Genomic DNA, 18,077 nt, shown 5'->3' with positions numbered 1-18,077 from the left:
GAGCACGGGCGCGGACCGCTGCCCGAGGACGCGATGTCCAAGGACGGGGTGAACGCCGCCGTCCCGGTCGCCCACGACGCCACACCCGCGGTGGACCCGCGGCTGATCGTCCGCCAGGAGGGCATCGCCGGCTACTTCGGCGAGTTCAAGCGGCGGCTGAGCAGCGGCGAGCTGGGCTCGCTGCCGGTGGTGGTGGCCCTGATCGTGATCTGGGCCGTGTTCGGCAGCCTGAACAGCAGCTTCCTCTCGGCGCAGAACCTGTCCAACCTGTCGCAGCAGATCGTCGGCACCGGCATGATCGCGATCGGCGTGGTCTTCGTGCTGCTGCTCGGCGAGATCGACCTGTCGGTCGGCTCGGTCAGCGGCCTGTGCGCGGCGATCTTCGCGGTGCTGAACGTCACCCACGGGGTCAACGAGTGGGTGGCGGTGCTGTGCGCGCTGGCCGGCGGGGCCGTGGTCGGCCTGATCCAGGGCTTCTTCTTCGCCAAGGTGGGCGTGCCCGCCTTCGTGGTCACGCTGGCCGGCAACCTGGGCTGGAACGGCCTGATGCTCCAGATCCTCGGGGCGAGCGGCACCATCAACCTGTCCGGCAAGGACATCGACTCCCGGCTGTACAGCACCATCTACGGCCAGACCATCGCGGCGTACGGGGTGGCCGCCATCGGCGTGCTGCTCTTCCTGGCCGCCTCCCTGCTGGACGCGAAGCGGCGCCAGGCGGCCGGGGTGCCCTCGCGCCCACCGGCGGACATCGCGCTGCGCACGGTGGCGCTGGCGGTGGTCGCCTTCGCGGCCGCGTACACGCTGAACCAGTACAAGGGGCTGCCGCTGGCGCTGCTGATCTTCCTGATCTTCATCGTGGTGCTGGACTTCGTGCTCCGGCGGACCAGCTACGGCCGGCAGATTTTCGCCCTCGGCGGCAACATCGAGGGTGCCCGCCGGGCCGGTATCAACGTGGCGTGGATCCGGATCTCGGTGTTCATGATCTGCTCCACCATGGCGGCGGTCGGCGGCCTGTTCCTGGCCGCGCAGATCCAGTCCGCCAGCCAGACCTCCGGCGGCGGCAACCTGCTGATGAACTGCATCGCGGCGGCCGTCATCGGCGGCACCAGCCTGTTCGGCGGGCGCGGCTCCACCTGGTCGGCGCTGCTCGGTGCGCTGGTGATCGGTTCGATCCAGTCCGGGATGAACATCATGGGGCTGAGCAACGCCATCCAGTTCATGGTCACCGGCGCGGTGCTGCTGGCCGCGGTGGTGATCGACTCGCTGTCCCGCCGGACCCAGAAGGCGGCCGGGCGCGCCTGAGCCGACCGTCCCCGAGCCCCTCGCGCGGCGCGCCCCCTTTCCCGGTCACCCGGGCCGGGGGCGCGCCGCGTGCGCTGCGGCGATCGGTTGACCGCGCAGGCCGTCCGGCCTGTCGCGGCCGGTGCCCGGGTGGCCCGCGGTCAGGATGCGGCCATGATCCGCACACGACGAGCCACCGCCGCCGCGCTCGCGGCCGGTGCCGCCCTGCTCCTGTCCCTGCTCCCCGCCCCCGCGAGCGCCCACCCGGGCGGCGGCACCCCGGGAGGCGGCACCCCGGAGGACCGCGTCACCCGCTACCTGCACGCCGTCCGGGACCGCCCCGCCGAACTCCGCGCCTTCTTCGCCGCCCTGCCCAAGGGCGCCGACCTGCACAACCACCTGTCCGGCGCCGCCTCCACCGAACTGCTGCTGCAGATCGCCGTGGAGGAGGGCCTGTGCATCGACCGGGTGACCTCCACGGCCGACTTCGGCCCGTGCAAGGAGGGCAGCCGGCCGGCCGCCGACACCACGACCGACGAGGACTTCCGGCTCCAGGTGATCCGGGCCTGGTCGATGCAGGACTTCGTGCCCGGCGCCGAGTCCGGCCACGACCACTTCTTCGCCACCTTCGGCAAGTTCGGGCCGGCCTCCTGGACCCAGCCGGGCCGGCTGCTGGCCGAGGTCGCCGACACGGCCGCCACCCAGCACCAGTCCTACCTGGAGACCATGATCACCCCGGCCTCGGACGCGGCCGCCGCGCTCGCCGCCAAGGTCGGCTTCGACAGCGACCTGGAGCAGCTGCGGCAGAAGCTGCTCGCCGACGACGGGCTCGGCCAGGTGGTCCGCACCGCCGTCGCGGAGGCGGACGCCACCGAGGCGGAGTACCGGGCGACCGCGCACTGCGACGGCCCCGACCCGGCGCCGGGCTGCGCGCTGACCGTGCGGTTCATCTCGCAGGCCTCCCGCGCCTCCACCCCGGCCCGGGTCTTCACCCAGCTGCTGGTCGGCATGGAACTGGCCCGGCAGGACCCGCGGTTCGTCGCGGTCAACCTGGTCCAGCCGGAGGACGCGCCCGCCGCGCTGGAGAACTACCGGCTCCAGATGCAGATGCTGGACTACCTGCACGGCATCTACCCACAGGGCCACATCACCCTGCATGCCGGGGAGTTGACCCCCGGCCTGGTCAAGCCCGAGGACCTGCGCTTCCACATCCGGGAGGCGGTGCTCACCGGCCACGCCGAGCGGATCGGCCACGGCGTCGACCTGGCGTACGAGGACGACCCGCAGGGCCTGCTGCGGCTGCTGGCCGAGCGGCACGTGGCGATCGAGGTGCCCCTCACCAGCAACGCGCAGATCCTCGGCGTCAGCGGGCCCGACCATCCGTTCCCGCGGTACCGGGCGGCGGGCGTCCCGGTGGCCCTGGCCACCGACGACCCCGGGGTGTCCCGCAGCGACATCACCGCGGAGTACCAGCGGGCCGCGCTGACGTACGACCTGGACTACCCGGCGCTGCGCGACCTGGCCCGCGCCTCGCTGGAGTACGCCTTCCTGCCCGGGCGCAGCCTGTGGGCGGACCGGGACGGCTACCGCCCGGTCGCCGAGTGCGCGGGTGACGAGCCGGGCACCGAGCACCCGAGCGCGGGCTGCGCGGCGGTGCTGGCCGGGAGCCCGAAGGCGGAGCTGGAGTGGGCGCAGGAGTGCGGGTTCCGCTCCTTCGAGGCGGGGATCCTCGGCCGGCGCTCCTGATTCCGCGCGCCGGGGCCCCGATCGCGGGCCCCGGCGCCGGGTCGGGCGAGGGCTCGGGCGGGGGGCTCGGCTCCGGCGGGGGCGAGGGCCCCGCTCCGGCGGGCCGTGACCCGCGGTCAGGCGGGCGGGCGCCCGAACGAGCCGTGCCGGCCCTCGCCCGCCGCGAACCGGGCCGCGCCGGCCCGGGTGTCGGCGGCCAGCGAGACCTCACCGTGCGCCCACTCCCCCGCCATCGCCTCCGCCTCGGCCAGGCCCTCCTGTTCGAGCAGCGAGAGCCGGTCGTGGCGCAGGCAGGTCTGCGGGAAGGCGGCGAGTTCGGCGGCCAGCTCCCGGGCGGCGGCCAGTTCGGTACCGGTCGGCACCAGCCGGTCGGCGAGGCCGATCCGGTGGGCCTCCTCGGCATCCACCGGGCGGCCGGTGAGGATCAGGTCCATCGCCCGGCCGGCCCCGATCAGCCGGGGCAGCCGGACGGTGCCGCCGTCGATCAGCGGGACGCCCCAGCGGCGGCAGAAGACGCCGAAGACCGCGTCCGCCGCGACCACCCGCAGGTCGCACCAGAGGGCCAGTTCGAGGCCGCCGGCCACCGCGTGGCCCGCCACGGCGGCGATCACCGGCTTGGTCAGCCGCAGCCGGGTCGGGCCCATCGGGCCGGGGCCGTCGCCGGCCAGCCGGTTGCCGCGCTCCGAGCCGATGGCCTTGAGGTCCGCGCCGGCGCAGAAGGTGCCGCCCTCGCCCCAGAGCACCGCGACCGCGGCGGAGTCGTCCGCCTCGAAGTCCTCGAAGGCCGCCAGCAGGGCGGCGGCGGTCGGGCCGTCGACCGCGTTGCGGGCCCCGGGGCGGGTGAGGACCACCGTCCTGACCGGGCCGTGCTGTTCGACCCTGACCGTGTCCTCGCCCATGACGTGCTCCTTCGCACTCGAAGCGGGCTGCGCGGCGGGCCCGTCCGGCGGGCCCCGGGGCCATCATGCCGCGCCGGGGCCCGGTCCGCCCGTTTTCGTCCTGTTGACGATAACGATCCGGGCCAGTTATCGTCATACCGACGAGAAAGGGGCCCGTCCATGGCCGACATCACCCGGCGCTTCGGCTTCCGCCACCTGCGCGCCGCGCCCACCTCCCACATCCGCCACCTGCGCCGCGGCACCCTCGCGCACGAGGGCACCGGCCTCGCCTTCTGGTTCCGGCCGCTGACCGCCGCGATCTCCGAAGTGCCCGCCGACGACCGGGAACTGGCGATGATCTGCCACGCCAGGACCGCCGACTTCCAGGACCTCACCGTGCAGGCCACCGTCACCTACCGGATCACCGATCCGGCCGTCGCGGCCACCCGGGTGGACTTCGGCCTCGACCCCGACACCGGCACCTGGCAGGCCGAGCCGCTCGACCAGCTCGGCACCCTGCTCACCGAGAGCGCCCAGCAGCACGCCCTGGAGCTGATCGCCGGCCTGACCCTCGCCCAGGCGCTGGCCGCCGGCGTCACCCCGGTCCGGCAGAAGATCGGCGACGGCCTGGCCGCCGACCCGCGACTGGCCGAAACCGGACTGGCCGTGATCGCCGTCCGGGTCACCGCGCTGCGCCCCGAGGCCGAGTTGGAGCGCGCGCTGCGCACCCCGGCGCGCGAACTGGTCCAGCAGGAGGCCGACCGGGCGACGTACGAGCGGCGCGCGGTGGCCGTCGAGCGCGAGCGCGCGATCGCGGAGAACGAGCTGGCCAGCAAGATCGAGCTGGCCCGGCGGGAGGAGGAGCTGGTCGCCCAGCAGGGCGCCAACGCGCGCCGGCAGGCCGAACAGAACGCGGCCGCCGACCGGGTCCGGGCCGACTCCGAGGCGGCCCGCCGGACCAGGATCGCCACCGCCGAGGCCGAGGCCGCGCGGATCCTGGCGGACGCCCAGGCCGACTCCGAGCGGGTGCTCGGCGAGGCCCGGGCCGCCTCCGAGGAGGCCTGGCTGCTGGCGCACCAGCAGGCCGGCCCGGAGCTGCTGCGGGCCCTGGCGCTGACCAAGCTGGCCGAGCACATACCGAAGATCGACAGCATCACGCTCACCCCCGACGTGCTCACCGGCCTGCTCGCCCGGCTCGGCCAGGCACCCGCGGCGGGCGACGGCCGATGAGCCTGGCCCCGCGCGCCGTCCTGGTCCACCGGCGCACCGAGTACGAGGAGTTGGTCGACCGGCACGGCTCGCGCGGCCAGGCCGCCTTCTTCCTCGCCGGCCGGGGGCGGGAGCTGGACGAGGTGGAGCGGAGGCACCACCTCGCCCGGGCCGCGCTGGCCGAGGTCGCCGCCGCGGTGCCGCTGGAGTGGCGGCGCAGCCGGGTCGAGCGGGCCGACCTGGACCGCTTCCTGTTCGGGCCCGAGGACGTCCTGGTGGTGGTCGGCCAGGACGGGCTGGTGGCCAACGCCGCCAAGTACCTCGCCGGGCAGCCGGTGGTGGGCATCGACATCGAGCCGGGCCGGGGCCTGGGGGTGCTGGTCCGGCACCGCCCGGCGGACGCCGCCCGGGTGCTGCGCGCGGTCGCCGCCCCGGGCGGGGAACGGCACCTGGAGGAGCGCACCATGGTCGAGGCGGTGGCCGACGACACCCAGCGGCTGCTCGCCCTGAACGAGATCTACCTCGGCCAGCACAGCCACCAGACGGCCCGCTACCGCCTCACCGCGGGCGGCGGGCACCCCGAGGCGCAGGCCTCCTCCGGGGTGCTGGTCGGCACCGGGACGGGGGCCACCGGCTGGTGCCGCTCCACCTGGCTGGAGCGGCGCAGCACGCTCGACCTGCCCGGCCCCACCGCCCCCGCGGTGGCCTGGTTCGTCCGGGAGGCCTGGCCGTCGCCGGTCACCGGCACCGAGCAGGTGCAGGGGCTGCTGGCCGGCGGCGAACAGCTGGCGCTGACCGTCGAGTCGGACCAGCTGGTCGCGTTCGGGGACGGTGTCGAGTCGGACGCGCTACGGCTAACCTGGGGTCAGACGGTACGGGTGGGGGTGGCGGTGGAGCGGTTGCGGCTGTTCCACTGAGCCGTACGCCCGGGGCACCGGGCAGCGCGTGCCGTACCCGGCGGCATCCGGCGCGCGGAACGGAATGTTCCGCGTCCAGGGTGTGATGATTTCGTGACGGTCGGCAGGCGAACCAGCGGTCGGAGCCGGTCGTGGCCGGCCTCTCCGCGCCCGCCGGGCGCACCCGGGGCGGCCGGGCCACGCCGGGCGCCCGCACACCGGGCGCGCCCGACCGTCCGATTCCGGCCCACTGTGCGGACCGTGCTGCCGAGCGGCGCCGCACGCAGTACCTTAGCCAGGGCGCACCCAGCGAGCGGTCAGGATCCGCTCAGTTGATGCCCAGTCAGGAAAAGTTTTCCAAAGAGCTGTTAAAGACCCCACCGTGGCGGTAGAAACATCGTCAGAGCGTGCGGGATCCGCTGTCGCACCCGGCAGCGCGGCTCCAGCGGGGCCACCGCGACCACGGGTCGACCGAGCACGCGGCAGAGTTCGGAGGGGGTAAGCGTGTCGAAGCAGGACACGACCGCGCGTGCGACCGTCAGCGTGCGGACCAGGCAACTCGGCACCGGCGCACCGGCGGGCCCGGCACTGCCGCCCGTCGGGCCGGCGGCCGGCCCGTCCGCCGCACCGCCCACCGCGGCACCCGCCGCACCGCCCGCCGGTCCGGGCCCGGTGGGCGACGCCCGGCGGCGCAGGATCGACGGGCTGCTGCGCCGCTCGCCGCTCCAGCCCGTGTTCCGGGCGATGACCGCCCGCCGGCTGGCCGTCCTCGCCTACCACGGGATCGACGACCCGGCCGGGTTCACCGCCCAGATGGAGCGGCTGGTGCGTACCGCCACCCCGGTCTCGCTCGGCCGGCTCGAGCAGAGCGTGCGCGAGCGGCGCCCGCTGCCGCCGCGCAGCGTGCTGGTCACCTTCGACGACGGCGACCGGAGCGTGCTCACCCACGGGCTGCCGGTGCTCACCCGGCTGGGGATCCCCGCCGCGGCCTTCGTGGTGACCGAACTGATCGACACCGACCGGCCGTTCTGGTGGTCCGAGGCCGCCCACCTGGCCGCCCACGGCGGCACCGCCGGCGCCCTGGCGGGCTGCCCGCCGCAGGCCGTGGTGGGCCGGTTGAAGCAGCTGCCCGACGCCGAGCGCCGCCGCGGCCTGGCGGAGCTGCGCGACAGCGCCCGGCTCCAGGCGCCCCGGCGGCGCCAGCTGTCCGCGGCCGACCTGGCCACCCTGCGCTCGGCGGGGGTGGAGATCGGCAACCACACCCACACGCACCCCTGCCTGGACCGCTGCACCGACGCCACCGGGTACGAGGAGGTGGCCACCGCGCACCGGCTGCTGACCGGCTGGCTCGGCGAGGCGCCGACCGCCTTCGCCTACCCGAACGGCAACCGCGACCCGCGCACCGAGGCGCTGCTCGGCGAACTCGGCTACCGGCTGGGCTTCCTGTTCAACCACCGGCACGACGCGCTGCTCCCGCCGGACCCGCTGCGGGTCAACCGGCTGCGGGTCAACTCCGACACCACGCCGGACCGCTTCGACACCATCCTGTCCGGCCTGCACCCGGCCGTGCACCGGATCCGCGGCGGCTGCTGAGCCCGCCCGGCTCCGGCGCACCCCGGCTCACTGCTCGATGTAGGACTCCAGGCCGCGCAGGAAGACGTCCAGCTTGAAGGCGAAGCGGTCGTCCCCACCGCCCTCGACCATCGTGGTCGCCATGCTGCTGATCAGCGGGAAGCGGTCCGAGGGGAGCCGGGAGAAGTAGTCCGTGATGCTGGAGAAGTAGGCGTCGAGGTCGGCGCCGCGCTCCAGCTTGTCGACGTAGGTGCAGGCCTCGTAGGCGTCCGCGTCGATCAGCTGGCCGAGACCGTCCAGCGCCCAGGTGGCGACCTGCGGCGGCACGCCGGCCTGGAGCATCACGTCCAGCATGAACTCGGCCAGCCGGAGCTGGTTGGCGCCGGTCGGGATGGAGCCGAGGGACACCAGGGTGATGTCCCGGTGCCGGGTGAAGACCGACTGGGCCTCCGTGCAGATCTCCTTGATCTGCTCCTTCCAGCGGGCCGGCTCGGGCCGCTCGGGCAGCCGGATCTCGCCGGCGATCCGCTCCAGCATCAGGTCGCAGAGCTCGTCCTTGTTGGACACGTGGGCGTACAGCGACGCCGGGCCGGTGTCGAGCTCCTGGGCGATCCGCCGCATGGTGACGCCGCCGAGCCCCTCCGCGTCGAGGATCCGGATCCCGGCCTCGATGATCGCCTCCTGGCTGAGCGGCTGGCGGGCCTCCGCCTTCCGCGCCTTGTGCCAAGGGACCGGGGGCATCTGCGAGGTCATTCGCCACCTGCTTTCGCGTCATCGGATGATCGACAAACGTTCCCCCGGCGAACATCGTACTCGGAACGAACAGCGTTCCCCAGGTGAACGGGTGCGAAAGCTCGCGAACGCCGTTCGCCACGCCGAACACTGTATTGACAGAACAGTGGTCGATCGGTAGAACAGTGTTCGTCAGGTAAGCCTTCGACCTACCGGGAGTTCCAGATGACCGCGACCGAGTCCCCCTACAGATGGCGATGGGCGGCCCTGTTCGTCATCCTCGCCGCGGAGGTCATGGACCTCCTGGACTCCCTGGTCACCAATATCGCGGCCCCCTCGATCCGGGCCGACATCGGGGGCGGTGAGACCACCATCCAGTGGCTCGGCGCCGCCTACACCCTCGCGATGGCGCTCGGCCTGATCACCGGCGGGCGGCTCGGCGACATCTTCGGGCGCCGCCGGATGTACCTGATCGGCGCCGTCGGCTTCACCCTCGGCTCGGTCGCCTGCGGCCTGGCCCAGGAGCCCGGCCAGCTGGTCGCCGCGCGGGTCTTCCAGGGCCTGCTGGGCGCCGTGATGCTGCCGCAGGGCCTCGGCATCCTCAAGGAGATCTTCTCGGAGAAGGAGCAGGCCACTGCGTTCGGCCTGTTCGGCCCCGTGATGGGCCTGTCCACGGTCGGCGGCCCGATCCTGGCCGGCTGGCTGGTCGACGCCGACCTGTGGGGCACCGGCTGGCGCATGATCTTCCTGATCAACATCCCGCTCGGCCTGTTCGCGATCGCCGGTGGCCTGGCCTTCCTGCCCGAGTGGAAGAGCGCCCGGACGGTCCGGCTCGACCTGGCCGGAGCGCTGCTGGCCGCGCTCGGCTCCGCGCTGATCGTCTTCCCGCTGGTGCAGGGCCGCGAGCACGACTGGCCGGCCTGGGCGTTCGCCCTGATCGGCCTGTCGATCGCGGTGTTCGCCTTCTTCGCCTGGTTCGAGAACCGCAAGAGCAACCGCGGCGGCGACCCGCTGGTGGAGCCGAGCCTGTTCCGCAAGCGCGGCTTCAGCGGCGGCATGGTGCTCGGCCTCGCCTTCTTCTCGGCGATGACCGGCTTCTGGCTGACCTTCAGCCTCTACACCCAGATCGGCCTGCACTACTCGCCGTTCAAGGCGGGCCTCGCCGGCATCCCCTCCTCCGTCGGCATGGTGATCGCCTTCGTCAGCTCGCAGGCGCTGCTGAAGTTCGGCCGCAAGGTGATGCACGGCGGCCTGATCGTGATGGCGCTCGGCGTCGGCGCCGTGATCCTCACCCTCCAGCTGGCCGGCACCGACGTGACCCCCTGGCAGCTGGCCCCGGCGCTCGCCGTCACCGGCCTCGGCATGGGCTTCGTGATGGCGCCGTTCTTCGACACCGTGCTCGCCTCGGTCGAGCCGCACGAGACCGGCTCCGCCTCGGGCACCCTCACCTCGGTGCAGCAGCTGGGCGCCGCGCTCGGCACCGCGATCCTCGGCACGGTCTTCTTCGAGCAGATCAAGACCAGCAGCTTCGTGCACGCCGAGCAGATCACGCTCGGGGTCGAGATCGCCATGCTGGCCGTCGTGTTCGGCGCGATCTTCCTGCTGCCCAAGCACGCCCGGCCGCACCCCGAGGCGGGCCCGGACGCGCCGGCCGAGGACGGCACCGACCGCCCGGCCCCGGTCGCCGCCTGAGCCACTCGCGCACCGACCTGACCGATCCGGCCCGTGCGGCCCTCCCGACCCGGAGGGCCGCACGGGCCGTTTTCCGGCCTTCCCGCAGGTCGGCAGGGTAGGTAGGACGGTCCGTCAACTCCCTGCGTAGTCACGGCTATTGCCAGGTGGTCTAGGCCAATCGTACCCTCATGCCCAGGCTGCGCGCCGGGTCCGCGCCCCGCCTTGCCCCGGGGTCGCTCCCCGGGGCCCCGGGCAGACGTGCCCGTCCCCCACACCAGGCCCGCAGTACCGTCGAGGAGATCCCCCATGTCCGTAACCCGCCGCCTCCTGGCCCCGGGTGTGGTCGGCGCCGCCGTCCTTCTGACGGCCGCCGCCACCGCCGGCACCGCAAACGCACACGGTTCGCTCTACGGCCCGGTCAGCCGGGTGGCGTCCTGCTACGCCGAAGGCCCCGAGAGCCCGAAGTCCCAGGTGTGCAAGGACCTCGTCGCGATGAGCGGCACCCAGCCGCTGTACGACTGGAACGAGGTCAACATCGCCAACGCGAACGGCCAGAGCCAGCAGATCATCCCGGACGGGAAGCTCTGCTCGGCCAACCGCGACAAGTACAAGGCCCTCGACCTGGCCCGCACCGACTGGCCGGCCACCACCGTCGCCGCGGGCGCCTTCAACTTCAACTTCCGGGTGACCGCGCCGCACCAGGGCGTGATGACGCTGTACGTCACCAGGACCGGCTTCGACGCGACCAAGCCGCTGAAGTGGTCGGACCTCGACCTGGCCAACCCGGTCGCCACGTACGCCACCGGCCGCTCGGCCCCCTCCGGCTACTACACCTTCAGCGGCAACCTGCCCAGCCGCACCGGCCGCCAGCTGCTCTACCTGGTCTGGCAGCGCACCGACAGCCCCGAGGCCTTCTACGGCTGCTCGGACCTCCAGTACGGGCAGAGCGCCGCGCTCGCCGGCGCCCAGCCGCTCGCCCAGCCGCAGGCGCCGTCCGAGCAGCAGATCGCCGCCGGGTACACCCGCTCGACCGTCGACCACCAGGGCCACGGCGGCGACCACCAGGCGGCCGCCGGACCGCAGGGCGGCGCGGCCGAGGCGACCCTCACCGGCGGCTCGACCGGCTCGCTGGTGCTCGGCGGCTCCGCACTGCTGTCGGTGGCGGCCTCCGCGGTGTTCGTCTACCGCCGGCGCCCGGGCGCGGTCGCCCAGCGCGCCTGACCGCAGCACCTTGCGGCGGTGCGGCTGCCGGGGCTCTTCCCTGCCCCGGCGGCCGCGCCGCCGCGAGCCACCTCCGCCACCCCTGAGACACCGATCGCGAGCCGGCGGGAACTCCGGCACCGATCCGCACGACTACCTGATCCCCAGGGCCACCACGGCCCCGTCCTCCCCCGGAGATCAGGAGAGTCCCCATGCGTCCTCGCGTCCTGCGCGGCCTGGCGGCAGCCGCCGCGCTGCTCGCCACCACCGCCTGCTCGGCCGGTCCGGAAGGCGGCGCCGCCGCCCCCGCGCCGACCGGCCCCGGCGCGAGCGCCTTCCCCGTGCGGCTCGCGGACTGCACCGGCCGCGAGACCACCTTCACCGCACCGGCCGCCCGGATCGTCACCAGCAACTCCTCCGCCCTGGAGATGCTGCTGCGGCTCGGCGCCGGCGACCGGGTGATCGGCACCGGATTCCCGCCCGGTCCCGGCACCCTGCCGGCCGACCTCGCCGCCCGGGGCGCCCAGGTGCCGGTGCTCGGCCGGACGGGGATCGCCAAGGAGAAGCTGCTCGGCTCGGGCGCCGACACCTACCTCGACACCTTCGGCGCGATGGACCTGATGGGCGGCGCCGCCGACGCCCCCACCGAGGCGGAGTTCACGGCCGCCGGGATCCGGCACGTGTTCCTGCTCTCCACCGCCTGCGCCGCCACCGCGAAGGGACCGCGCACCGACCTCGCCGAGGTCGAGCAGGACATCCGCCGGCTCGGTGCCCTGACCGGCACCGGGCCGAAGGCCGCCGAGCTGGTGACGGCCATGGAGACCGGCACCCGCGCCGTCACCACGGCCCTCCGCGACCTGCCCGCCGAACGGCGGCCGGGCTACTTCTTCTTCGACTTCGACGCCGGCACCCAGCAGCCGATCGCCCTGTGCAACCGGCAGGTCGGCAACGCCGCGATCACGCTGGCCGGCGCACGCAACGTCTTCGCCGACTGCGACGCCGACTTCCGGCCGGTCGGCTGGGAGGACGTGGTGGCCAGGAACCCGGACTGGATCCAGCTCGCGGTCCGCGACCGCGGCAGCGAGGCGGCCAACGCCGAGGCGTACGGAGCCGCGGAGCGGTTCCTGCGCGAGTTCCCCGCCACCAAGGGCCTGGCCGCGGTCCAGCAGGGCCACCTGCTGCGGATCGGCTCCGAGGCCACCACCATCGCCGGCACCCGCAACGCCGACACCGTACGGCGGATCGCCGCGGCGATCCACCCCGACCTGGTCGCGGGCGGCAACTGAATGGCCGCCCCCAGCACCTCGTACCGGCCACCGGCGAGCGGCGCCGGGCGGCGCGCCCGCCGGATCCCGGCGGGCTGGGCGGCCGCCGTGCTCGCACTCGCCCTGCTGGCCGCGCTCACCGCGGCCGTCTCGCTCGGCCCGGTCGACCTGCCGCCCGGCGAGGTCTGGTCGGTGGTCGCCCGCCGGCTCACCGGGCGCGCGCCACTGCCGGGGACCAGGGACCTGATCGTCTGGCAGCTGCGCGTCCCGCGCGCGCTGCTGGCCGCGCTGGTCGGTGCCGGGCTCGGCCTGGTCGGCGCGGCCGTCCAGGCCCTGGTCCGCAACCCGCTCGCCGACCCGTACCTGCTGGGGATCTCCTCCGGCGCCTCGCTCGGCGCGGTCGCCGTCATCGTGCTCGGCACGGCGGGCGGCGCCCTGGCCGGGGTCGGGATCGGCGCCGCCGCCTTCCTCGGCGCGCTCGGCGCCTTCGCCCTGGTCTGGGCGGTGGCCCGGCGCGGCGGCGGATTCGCCCCGCTGCGGCTGGTGCTGGCGGGCGTCGGGATCGGCCAGTTCCTGGCCGGCTTCACCAGCTACCTGGTGCTCCGGGCCGGGGACGAGCGGCAGACCCGCGGCGTGCTGTTCTGGCTGATGGGCAGCCTCGGCGGCGCCACCTGGAGCACGCTCGTCGTACCCGCGGCCGCCGTGCCGGCCGCGCTCGCCGTCCTGCTGGCCCGCGCCCGGAGCCTGAACGCCCTGCTGATGGGCGACGAGACCGCCGCCGGCGTCGGCGTGCCGGTGACCCGGCTGCGGCGCGAACTCTTCGTGGTCACCAGCATGGTGACCGGCGTGCTGGTCGCGGTCTCCGGCGCGATCGGCTTCGTCGGGCTGATGGTCCCGCACGTGTGCCGGCTGCTGTGCGGCGCCGACCACCGCCGGCTGCTGCCGCTGTCCGCGCTCACCGGCGCCGTCCTGCTGGTGGTGGTCGACACCGTCGCCCGCACCGCCCTGGACACCCAGGAGCTGCCGATCGGCGTGGTCACCGCACTGATCGGCGCACCCGCCCTGCTCTACCTGCTGGACCGACGACTGGAGCACGGGTGAGGATCGCCCTGGAGGACGTGCACGTCGCGCTGGCCGGCCGGACCGTGGTCGCCGGCGTCCACCTGGTCGCCGACCACGGCGAGATCGCCGGACTGGTCGGCCCCAACGGCAGCGGCAAGTCCACCCTGCTGCGCACCGTCTACCGGCACCTCGCGCCGCGCGCGGGCCGGATCCTGCTGGACGGCCGCGAGCTGGCCCGCCTCTCCCCCGCCGAGTCCGCCCGGCACGTCGCGGCCCTGCCGCAGGAGCGCGGCGGGGACTTCGAGCTGACCGCCGGCGAGGTGGTGGAACTCGGCCGGCTCCCGTACCAGCGGGCGTTCGCCGCCCGCAGCGCCGCGGACCGGACGGCGGTGACGGAGGCGCTGGCCCGGGTCGGCCTGCGGGACCACGCGGACCGCCCGTTCGCCCAGCTCTCCGGCGGCGAGCGGCAGCGGGTGCTGCTGGCCAGGGCGCTCGCGCAGGAGCCCGACGTCCTGGTGCTGGACGAACCGACCAACCACCTCGACGTCCGGCACCAGGTGGAGCTGCTCGCGCTGCTGCGCGCCCAGCGCCGCACCACGCTGGTGGCCCTGCACGACCTGAACGCCGCAGCATCGCTCTGCGACCGCCTGCACGTGCTGCACCGGGGCACCCTGGTGGCGTCCGGGCCACCGCGCGAGGTGCTCACCCCCGAACTGCTCGCCGAGGTGTTCGGCGTCCGGGCCGCAGTCGTGGACCACCCGCTCACCGGCGACCCGCTGATCGCCTTCGACCACCGCACCCCCGCCGGCCAGGGCACTTCTTCCGATCGTCGGATCGGCGGTCGTGCCACGGACTGACGCGCGGTGGGCACGGAGAGGGCCTCCGCACCTGGTCACGGAACCGGGCGAGCGACGGGCCACCCGAGCACTGTCGGGGCTGTCAGCCGGGTGGCGTCCGGATGTCAGCCGGTTGCCGGTGCTGTGAGCACGGTGCCGGTGGGGTGTCAGCACGGCCCCGGAACCTTGGGTGCAGAGCCGGCCGGGCACCCTCCCGGCCGGCGGCGACCAGCCAAGGAGCCATCATGACCACCGACGTCACGATCATCGGCGCCGGACTCGGCGGCCTCACCCTCGCCCGGGTCCTGCACGTCCACGGCATCACTTCCACCGTCTACGAGGCCGACGCCTCCCCGATCGCGCGTCCGCAGGGCGGCCTCCTCGACATCCACGACCACAACGGCCGGATCGCCCTGCGCGCCGCCGGCCTCGACGACGAGTTCCGCGCCCTCGTCCTCCACGGCCGCCAGGCCATGCGCATCCTGGACCGGAACGCGAACGTGCGCTACGAGCAGGACGACGACGGCACCGGCGGACGTCCCGAGATCCAGCGCGGCGACCTGCGCCGGATGCTCCTCGACTCGCTCCCGCAGGGGACGGTCCACTGGGGTCACAAGGTCAGCGGCGTCCGCCCGCTGGGCGCGGGCCGCCACGAGGTGAGCTTCACCGACCATCCGCCCGTGACCACCGCCGTGCTCGTCGGCGCGGACGGCGCCTGGTCCCGGGTCCGGCCGCTGCTCTCCCCCGCCGTGCCCCGGTACAGCGGCATGTCCTTCGTCGAGACCTACCTGTACGACGCGGACAGCCGCCACCCCGCGGCCGCCGAACTGGTCGGCGGCGGAGGGATGTTCGCCATCGACCCCGGCGAGAGGCAACTCGGCGCGCACCGTGAGAAGGGCTCCACGCTGCACACCTACGTCGCGCTGCGCAAGCCGCGCGAATGGTTCGACGCCATCGATTTCGCCGACCCCGCCGCGGCCACCGCCGGCATCCTGCGCGAGTTCGACGGCTGGGCCCCGGACCTCACCGCGCTGATCAGCGCGAGCGACACCCCGCCGCTCTTCCGCCCCGTCCACACCCTGCCGATCCCCCACCGCTGGGAGCCCGTGTCCGGTGCCACCCTGGTCGGCGACGCCGCCCACCTCTCGCCGCCCGACGGCGAGGGCGCCAACCTCGCCATGCTCGACGGGGCCGAACTCGCCGAGGCCCTCGCCGCGCACCCTGACGAGCCGGACGTGGCGATCGCCGCCCACGAACGCGCCATGTTCCTCCGCTCGGCCACCCACGGCCCCACCACCGCGGGCGAAACCGTCGACAACCCCGCGCTCCAGGACGTCATCGACTTCTTCACCTACACCCCGCACGGCGGGTAGCGCCGGTCTCCTCGAAATGGCTGGGGCGGCCGTCGCGGTGGGCCAGGGTGCCGAGCTGCTCGGCGTGCGAGCTGTGCATCAACTCCCAGGCACCGTCGGCCCGGTGCAGGACGGCGGCGTGCCAGGGGGTGGCCCAGGCGTCGCGGTGGTCGAGCAGCCGGATGCCGAACTTGGCGGCGCCGACCGGCTGCGGGTGGATCGACAGCCGCACCGCCTCGGGATACCGCTCCGCGATCAGCGCCCCCCAGGCGCGGCTGCGCCGGATCACCCCGTACGCGCGGCGCCGGCACTCGCGCTGGAGTGCCGATGCGGTGCCGCCGAAGTCGGCGGTGTCGTCCACCAGGAAGCGGGTGATGCCCCGGTAGAGGCCGGTGGCCACCGGATCGGACCGCACCTCGGCGCGCACCTCGTCCAGGGTGGGCGCGTACCGGGCGTGCACCAGCGCGCGCTTGTCCGGGTGCGGCAGGTCGCCGAGCACCTGGCGCAGGTCGAAGGTGGTGAGGTGGTGCAGTCGGGCGCGGCGGATCATCGCGGTGAGCTCGTCGGCGTAGGCGTCGATGTGCTCGTCGGGCACCCGGACCAGGTCGCCGAAGACGTGGCCGTCCGAGCAGATCACCAGCCGGGCGCCGGGCGGGTGCACCTCGGCGATCCGCTCGCACAGCCGGTTCAGGAAGCCGAGCGCCAACCGCTCGCCCTCGTCGGGCAGATGACCGAGCACCTTGCGGGGGTTGGGCGATTTGCAGGGGAATCCGGGCAGGGTGAGCAGCACCGGCCGTCCGGCGGCGACGAAGGCGGCGGTCCGCCGCAGCTGGACCGGGAAGGCCGCGGCCGGGGCGGGGGTGCCGGGGTCCGCGGCGCGGCGGTACGGGAGCAGCAGTTCGAGGATCTCGCCGCTGATCCGCTCGGCCGCGGGGCGGCGGGCGGTCGGGCGTGGGGTCACGGCGGCACGGGACGGCATGCGGTCCTCCACGGGGGCAGGTCGGGACGGCGCCCGGGCGCGGGGGCACCTGGCGCAGCGAATGGGCGGGGCGGGCGGAGGGTCGGGCGGGCGGGTGGCGGTCAGCTCCGGCGGTCGTAGTGGACCGGGAGGCGGTCGACGCCGCGGGCCAGCACGGCCGGGATCCACCGGAGTTCGGTGTCCGCGACGGCGGCGCGCAGCCCGCCGAGGCGCCCGAGCAGGGTGGTGAGGGCGATCTGCAGTTCGGCGCGGGCCAGGGCGGCGCCGGGGCAGAAGTGGATCCCGTGGCCGAAGGCCAGGTGGGGGTTGGGCGTGCGGTCGAGGTCCAGCAGGTCGGCCGCCGGGAACCGCTCCGGGTCCCGGTTGGCCGCGCAGAGCGAGACGATCACCGAGTCGCCGGCCGGGATCCGGGTGCCGTGCAGGTCGCTGTCGGTGGCGAAGAACCGCCAGGTGGTGAGCTCGAACGCGCTGTCGTGGCGCAGGAGTTCCTCGACCGCCCAGGGCAGCAGTGCGGGTTCGGCGCGCAATCGGGCGAGCTGCTCGGGGTGGCGCAGCAGGGTGACCAGCATGGTGCCGAGCTGGTTGGTGACGGGCTCCTGGCCGGCGACCAGCAACTGGAAGACCATGGAGTCCAGTTCGGCGGCGCTCAGCGTGCCGTCGTCCCGGGCCGCGACCAGCCGGCCGAGCAGGTCGTCGGCGGGCTCGGCCCGCTTCCGGGCGACCACCTGCGCGATGTACGCCTGGAGTGCGCGCAGCCGGCCCTCGTACGCGGGCCGGCCCGGGTCGCGGGGGCCGACGGGCTGGACCACCTTGCCCCAGTCGCGGTCGAACCGGGACGCCGACTCCGGTGGCAGGCCGATGACTTCGGCGAGCACCTGGAAGGGGAAGCGGGCCGCGAAGTCCCGGACCAGGTCGGCCCCGCCGGTGGCCGGCAGCGCGTCCACCAGCGCGTCGGCGATCTCCTGGATGCGCGGGCGGAGCTGCTCGATCCGGCGCGGCGCGAAGGCGTCCAGCAGCAGCCGGCGCATGGTGGTGTGCCGGGGCGGGTCCTGGTGCAGCAGGTGCACCTGGAGCCGGGAGTGCTGCGGCTCGGGCATGATCGACGCGAGCCGGCGCCAACTGGCGTTGCCCAGGCGGTGGTTCTTGCCGAGCCGGGGGTCGTTGAGGGTCTCGTACGCGGCCCGGTATCCGGTGACCAGCCAGGCGGCGACCCCGCTGGGGAAGCGCACCCGGTGCACCGGCCCGGCCGCGCGCAGCTCGCGGTAGAGCGGGTAGGGGTCGCGCTTGTACGCCTGGCCGAACAGCGGCACGGGCTCGGCCGGTTCGAGGCGCGACGGGGCGCCGTGCCCGAGCGGGCAGCCGGTCGCGGCGGGGGTGGTGGGTTCGGTCATGGCG

The 18,077-nt window shown here is 74.5% G+C and carries 15 protein-coding genes; 11 read left to right on the top strand and 4 right to left on the bottom strand.

Translation table 11 applies throughout. The features are described from left to right. The first annotated feature begins 33 nt into the window (after window positions 1–33). Complete coding sequence (locus ABT014_RS28355) at window positions 34–1,302, top strand: sugar ABC transporter permease (RefSeq protein ID WP_350642076.1); 1,269 nt, start codon at window positions 34–36, stop codon at window positions 1,300–1,302. A gap of 153 nt (window positions 1,303–1,455) precedes the next feature. After that, a complete protein-coding gene (locus ABT014_RS28350; RefSeq protein ID WP_350642050.1) occupies window positions 1,456–3,027 on the top strand; it encodes an adenosine deaminase family protein in 1,572 nt (523 codons plus the stop codon). A gap of 116 nt (window positions 3,028–3,143) precedes the next feature. On the opposite strand, the gene ABT014_RS28345 is transcribed toward ABT014_RS28350, so the two are convergent. Beyond that, complete coding sequence (locus ABT014_RS28345; protein ID WP_350642049.1) at window positions 3,144–3,926, bottom strand: crotonase/enoyl-CoA hydratase family protein; 783 nt, start codon at window positions 3,924–3,926, stop codon at window positions 3,144–3,146. Window positions 3,927–4,085: 159 nt separating this feature from the next. Here ABT014_RS28345 and ABT014_RS28340 point away from each other — a divergent pair, with 159 nt between their 5' ends. The 3 genes from ABT014_RS28340 (at window position 4,086) to ABT014_RS28330 (ending at window position 7,603) form a co-directional block, all read left to right on the top strand. Next, entirely contained in the window at window positions 4,086–5,135 is a 1,050-nt protein-coding gene (locus ABT014_RS28340; protein WP_350642048.1) for an SPFH domain-containing protein, read from the top strand. Continuing rightward, a complete protein-coding gene (locus ABT014_RS28335) occupies window positions 5,132–6,031 on the top strand; it encodes an NAD(+)/NADH kinase (protein ID WP_350642047.1) in 900 nt (299 codons plus the stop codon). Before ABT014_RS28340 ends, ABT014_RS28335 begins: the two co-directional genes overlap by 4 nt. Before the next feature lie 483 nt (window positions 6,032–6,514). Next, complete coding sequence (locus ABT014_RS28330; protein ID WP_350642046.1) at window positions 6,515–7,603, top strand: polysaccharide deacetylase family protein; 1,089 nt, start codon at window positions 6,515–6,517, stop codon at window positions 7,601–7,603. 27 nt (window positions 7,604–7,630) lie between these two features. Here the strand turns inward: ABT014_RS28330 and ABT014_RS28325 are convergent, their stop codons facing one another. Continuing rightward, on the bottom strand, window positions 7,631–8,335 hold the full coding sequence (locus ABT014_RS28325) for a TetR/AcrR family transcriptional regulator (RefSeq protein ID WP_350642045.1): 705 nt from the start codon (window positions 8,333–8,335) through the stop codon (window positions 7,631–7,633). Between the two features lie 204 nt (window positions 8,336–8,539). Here ABT014_RS28325 and ABT014_RS28320 point away from each other — a divergent pair, with 204 nt between their 5' ends. The 6 genes from ABT014_RS28320 (at window position 8,540) to ABT014_RS28295 (ending at window position 15,724) form a co-directional block, all read left to right on the top strand. After that, entirely contained in the window at window positions 8,540–10,006 is a 1,467-nt protein-coding gene (locus ABT014_RS28320; RefSeq protein WP_350642044.1) for an MFS transporter, read from the top strand. A 288-nt stretch (window positions 10,007–10,294) separates the two neighbouring features. Next, on the top strand, window positions 10,295–11,209 hold the full coding sequence (locus ABT014_RS28315; RefSeq protein ID WP_350642043.1) for a lytic polysaccharide monooxygenase auxiliary activity family 9 protein: 915 nt from the start codon (window positions 10,295–10,297) through the stop codon (window positions 11,207–11,209). 191 nt (window positions 11,210–11,400) lie between these two features. Further along, entirely contained in the window at window positions 11,401–12,474 is a 1,074-nt protein-coding gene (locus ABT014_RS28310) for an ABC transporter substrate-binding protein (RefSeq protein ID WP_350642042.1), read from the top strand. Continuing rightward, on the top strand, window positions 12,475–13,554 hold the full coding sequence (locus ABT014_RS28305) for a FecCD family ABC transporter permease (protein WP_350642041.1): 1,080 nt from the start codon (window positions 12,475–12,477) through the stop codon (window positions 13,552–13,554). It begins immediately after the preceding gene. Further along, window positions 13,551–14,372, top strand: coding sequence for an ABC transporter ATP-binding protein (locus ABT014_RS28300; protein WP_350642040.1), 822 nt, complete (start codon window positions 13,551–13,553; stop codon window positions 14,370–14,372). The genes ABT014_RS28305 and ABT014_RS28300 overlap by 4 nt, the downstream gene beginning before the upstream one ends. 224 nt (window positions 14,373–14,596) lie before the next feature. Further along, window positions 14,597–15,724 carry an FAD-dependent oxidoreductase gene (locus tag ABT014_RS28295; RefSeq protein ID WP_350642039.1) on the top strand — a complete coding sequence of 376 codons (1,128 nt, stop codon included), beginning with the start codon at window positions 14,597–14,599 and terminating at the stop codon, window positions 15,722–15,724. Here ABT014_RS28295 and ABT014_RS28290 read toward each other — a convergent pair. Further along, window positions 15,699–16,682 carry an L-tyrosine/L-tryptophan isonitrile synthase family protein gene (locus tag ABT014_RS28290; protein WP_502895119.1) on the bottom strand — a complete coding sequence of 328 codons (984 nt, stop codon included), beginning with the start codon at window positions 16,680–16,682 and terminating at the stop codon, window positions 15,699–15,701. The genes ABT014_RS28295 and ABT014_RS28290 overlap by 26 nt on opposite strands. Before the next feature lie 101 nt (window positions 16,683–16,783). Then, a complete protein-coding gene (locus ABT014_RS28285; protein WP_350642037.1) occupies window positions 16,784–18,073 on the bottom strand; it encodes a cytochrome P450 family protein in 1,290 nt (429 codons plus the stop codon). Window positions 18,074–18,077 lie beyond the last annotated feature (4 nt).

The organism is Kitasatospora sp. NPDC094015, assembly GCF_040304075.1.
Classification (GTDB): domain Bacteria; phylum Actinomycetota; class Actinomycetes; order Streptomycetales; family Streptomycetaceae; genus Kitasatospora.
The sequence above is the reverse complement of the archived record's forward strand: the minus strand, read 5'-3'. Positions and strand labels throughout refer to the sequence as shown.

Coding starts and splice junctions, on each gene's coding strand:
- ABT014_RS28355 (WP_350642076.1), top strand. CDS start 34: ATGTCCAAGGACGGGGTGAACGCCGCCGTCCCGGTCGCCCACGACGCC.
- ABT014_RS28350 (WP_350642050.1), top strand. CDS start 1,456: ATGATCCGCACACGACGAGCCACCGCCGCCGCGCTCGCGGCCGGTGCC.
- ABT014_RS28345 (WP_350642049.1), bottom strand. CDS start 3,926: ATGGGCGAGGACACGGTCAGGGTCGAACAGCACGGCCCGGTCAGGACG.
- ABT014_RS28340 (WP_350642048.1), top strand. CDS start 4,086: ATGGCCGACATCACCCGGCGCTTCGGCTTCCGCCACCTGCGCGCCGCG.
- ABT014_RS28335 (WP_350642047.1), top strand. CDS start 5,132: ATGAGCCTGGCCCCGCGCGCCGTCCTGGTCCACCGGCGCACCGAGTAC.
- ABT014_RS28325 (WP_350642045.1), bottom strand. CDS start 8,335: ATGACCTCGCAGATGCCCCCGGTCCCTTGGCACAAGGCGCGGAAGGCG.
- ABT014_RS28320 (WP_350642044.1), top strand. CDS start 8,540: ATGACCGCGACCGAGTCCCCCTACAGATGGCGATGGGCGGCCCTGTTC.
- ABT014_RS28315 (WP_350642043.1), top strand. CDS start 10,295: ATGTCCGTAACCCGCCGCCTCCTGGCCCCGGGTGTGGTCGGCGCCGCC.
- ABT014_RS28310 (WP_350642042.1), top strand. CDS start 11,401: ATGCGTCCTCGCGTCCTGCGCGGCCTGGCGGCAGCCGCCGCGCTGCTC.
- ABT014_RS28305 (WP_350642041.1), top strand. CDS start 12,475: ATGGCCGCCCCCAGCACCTCGTACCGGCCACCGGCGAGCGGCGCCGGG.
- ABT014_RS28295 (WP_350642039.1), top strand. CDS start 14,597: ATGACCACCGACGTCACGATCATCGGCGCCGGACTCGGCGGCCTCACC.
- ABT014_RS28290 (WP_502895119.1), bottom strand. CDS start 16,682: ATGCCGTCCCGTGCCGCCGTGACCCCACGCCCGACCGCCCGCCGCCCC.
- ABT014_RS28285 (WP_350642037.1), bottom strand. CDS start 18,073: ATGACCGAACCCACCACCCCCGCCGCGACCGGCTGCCCGCTCGGGCAC.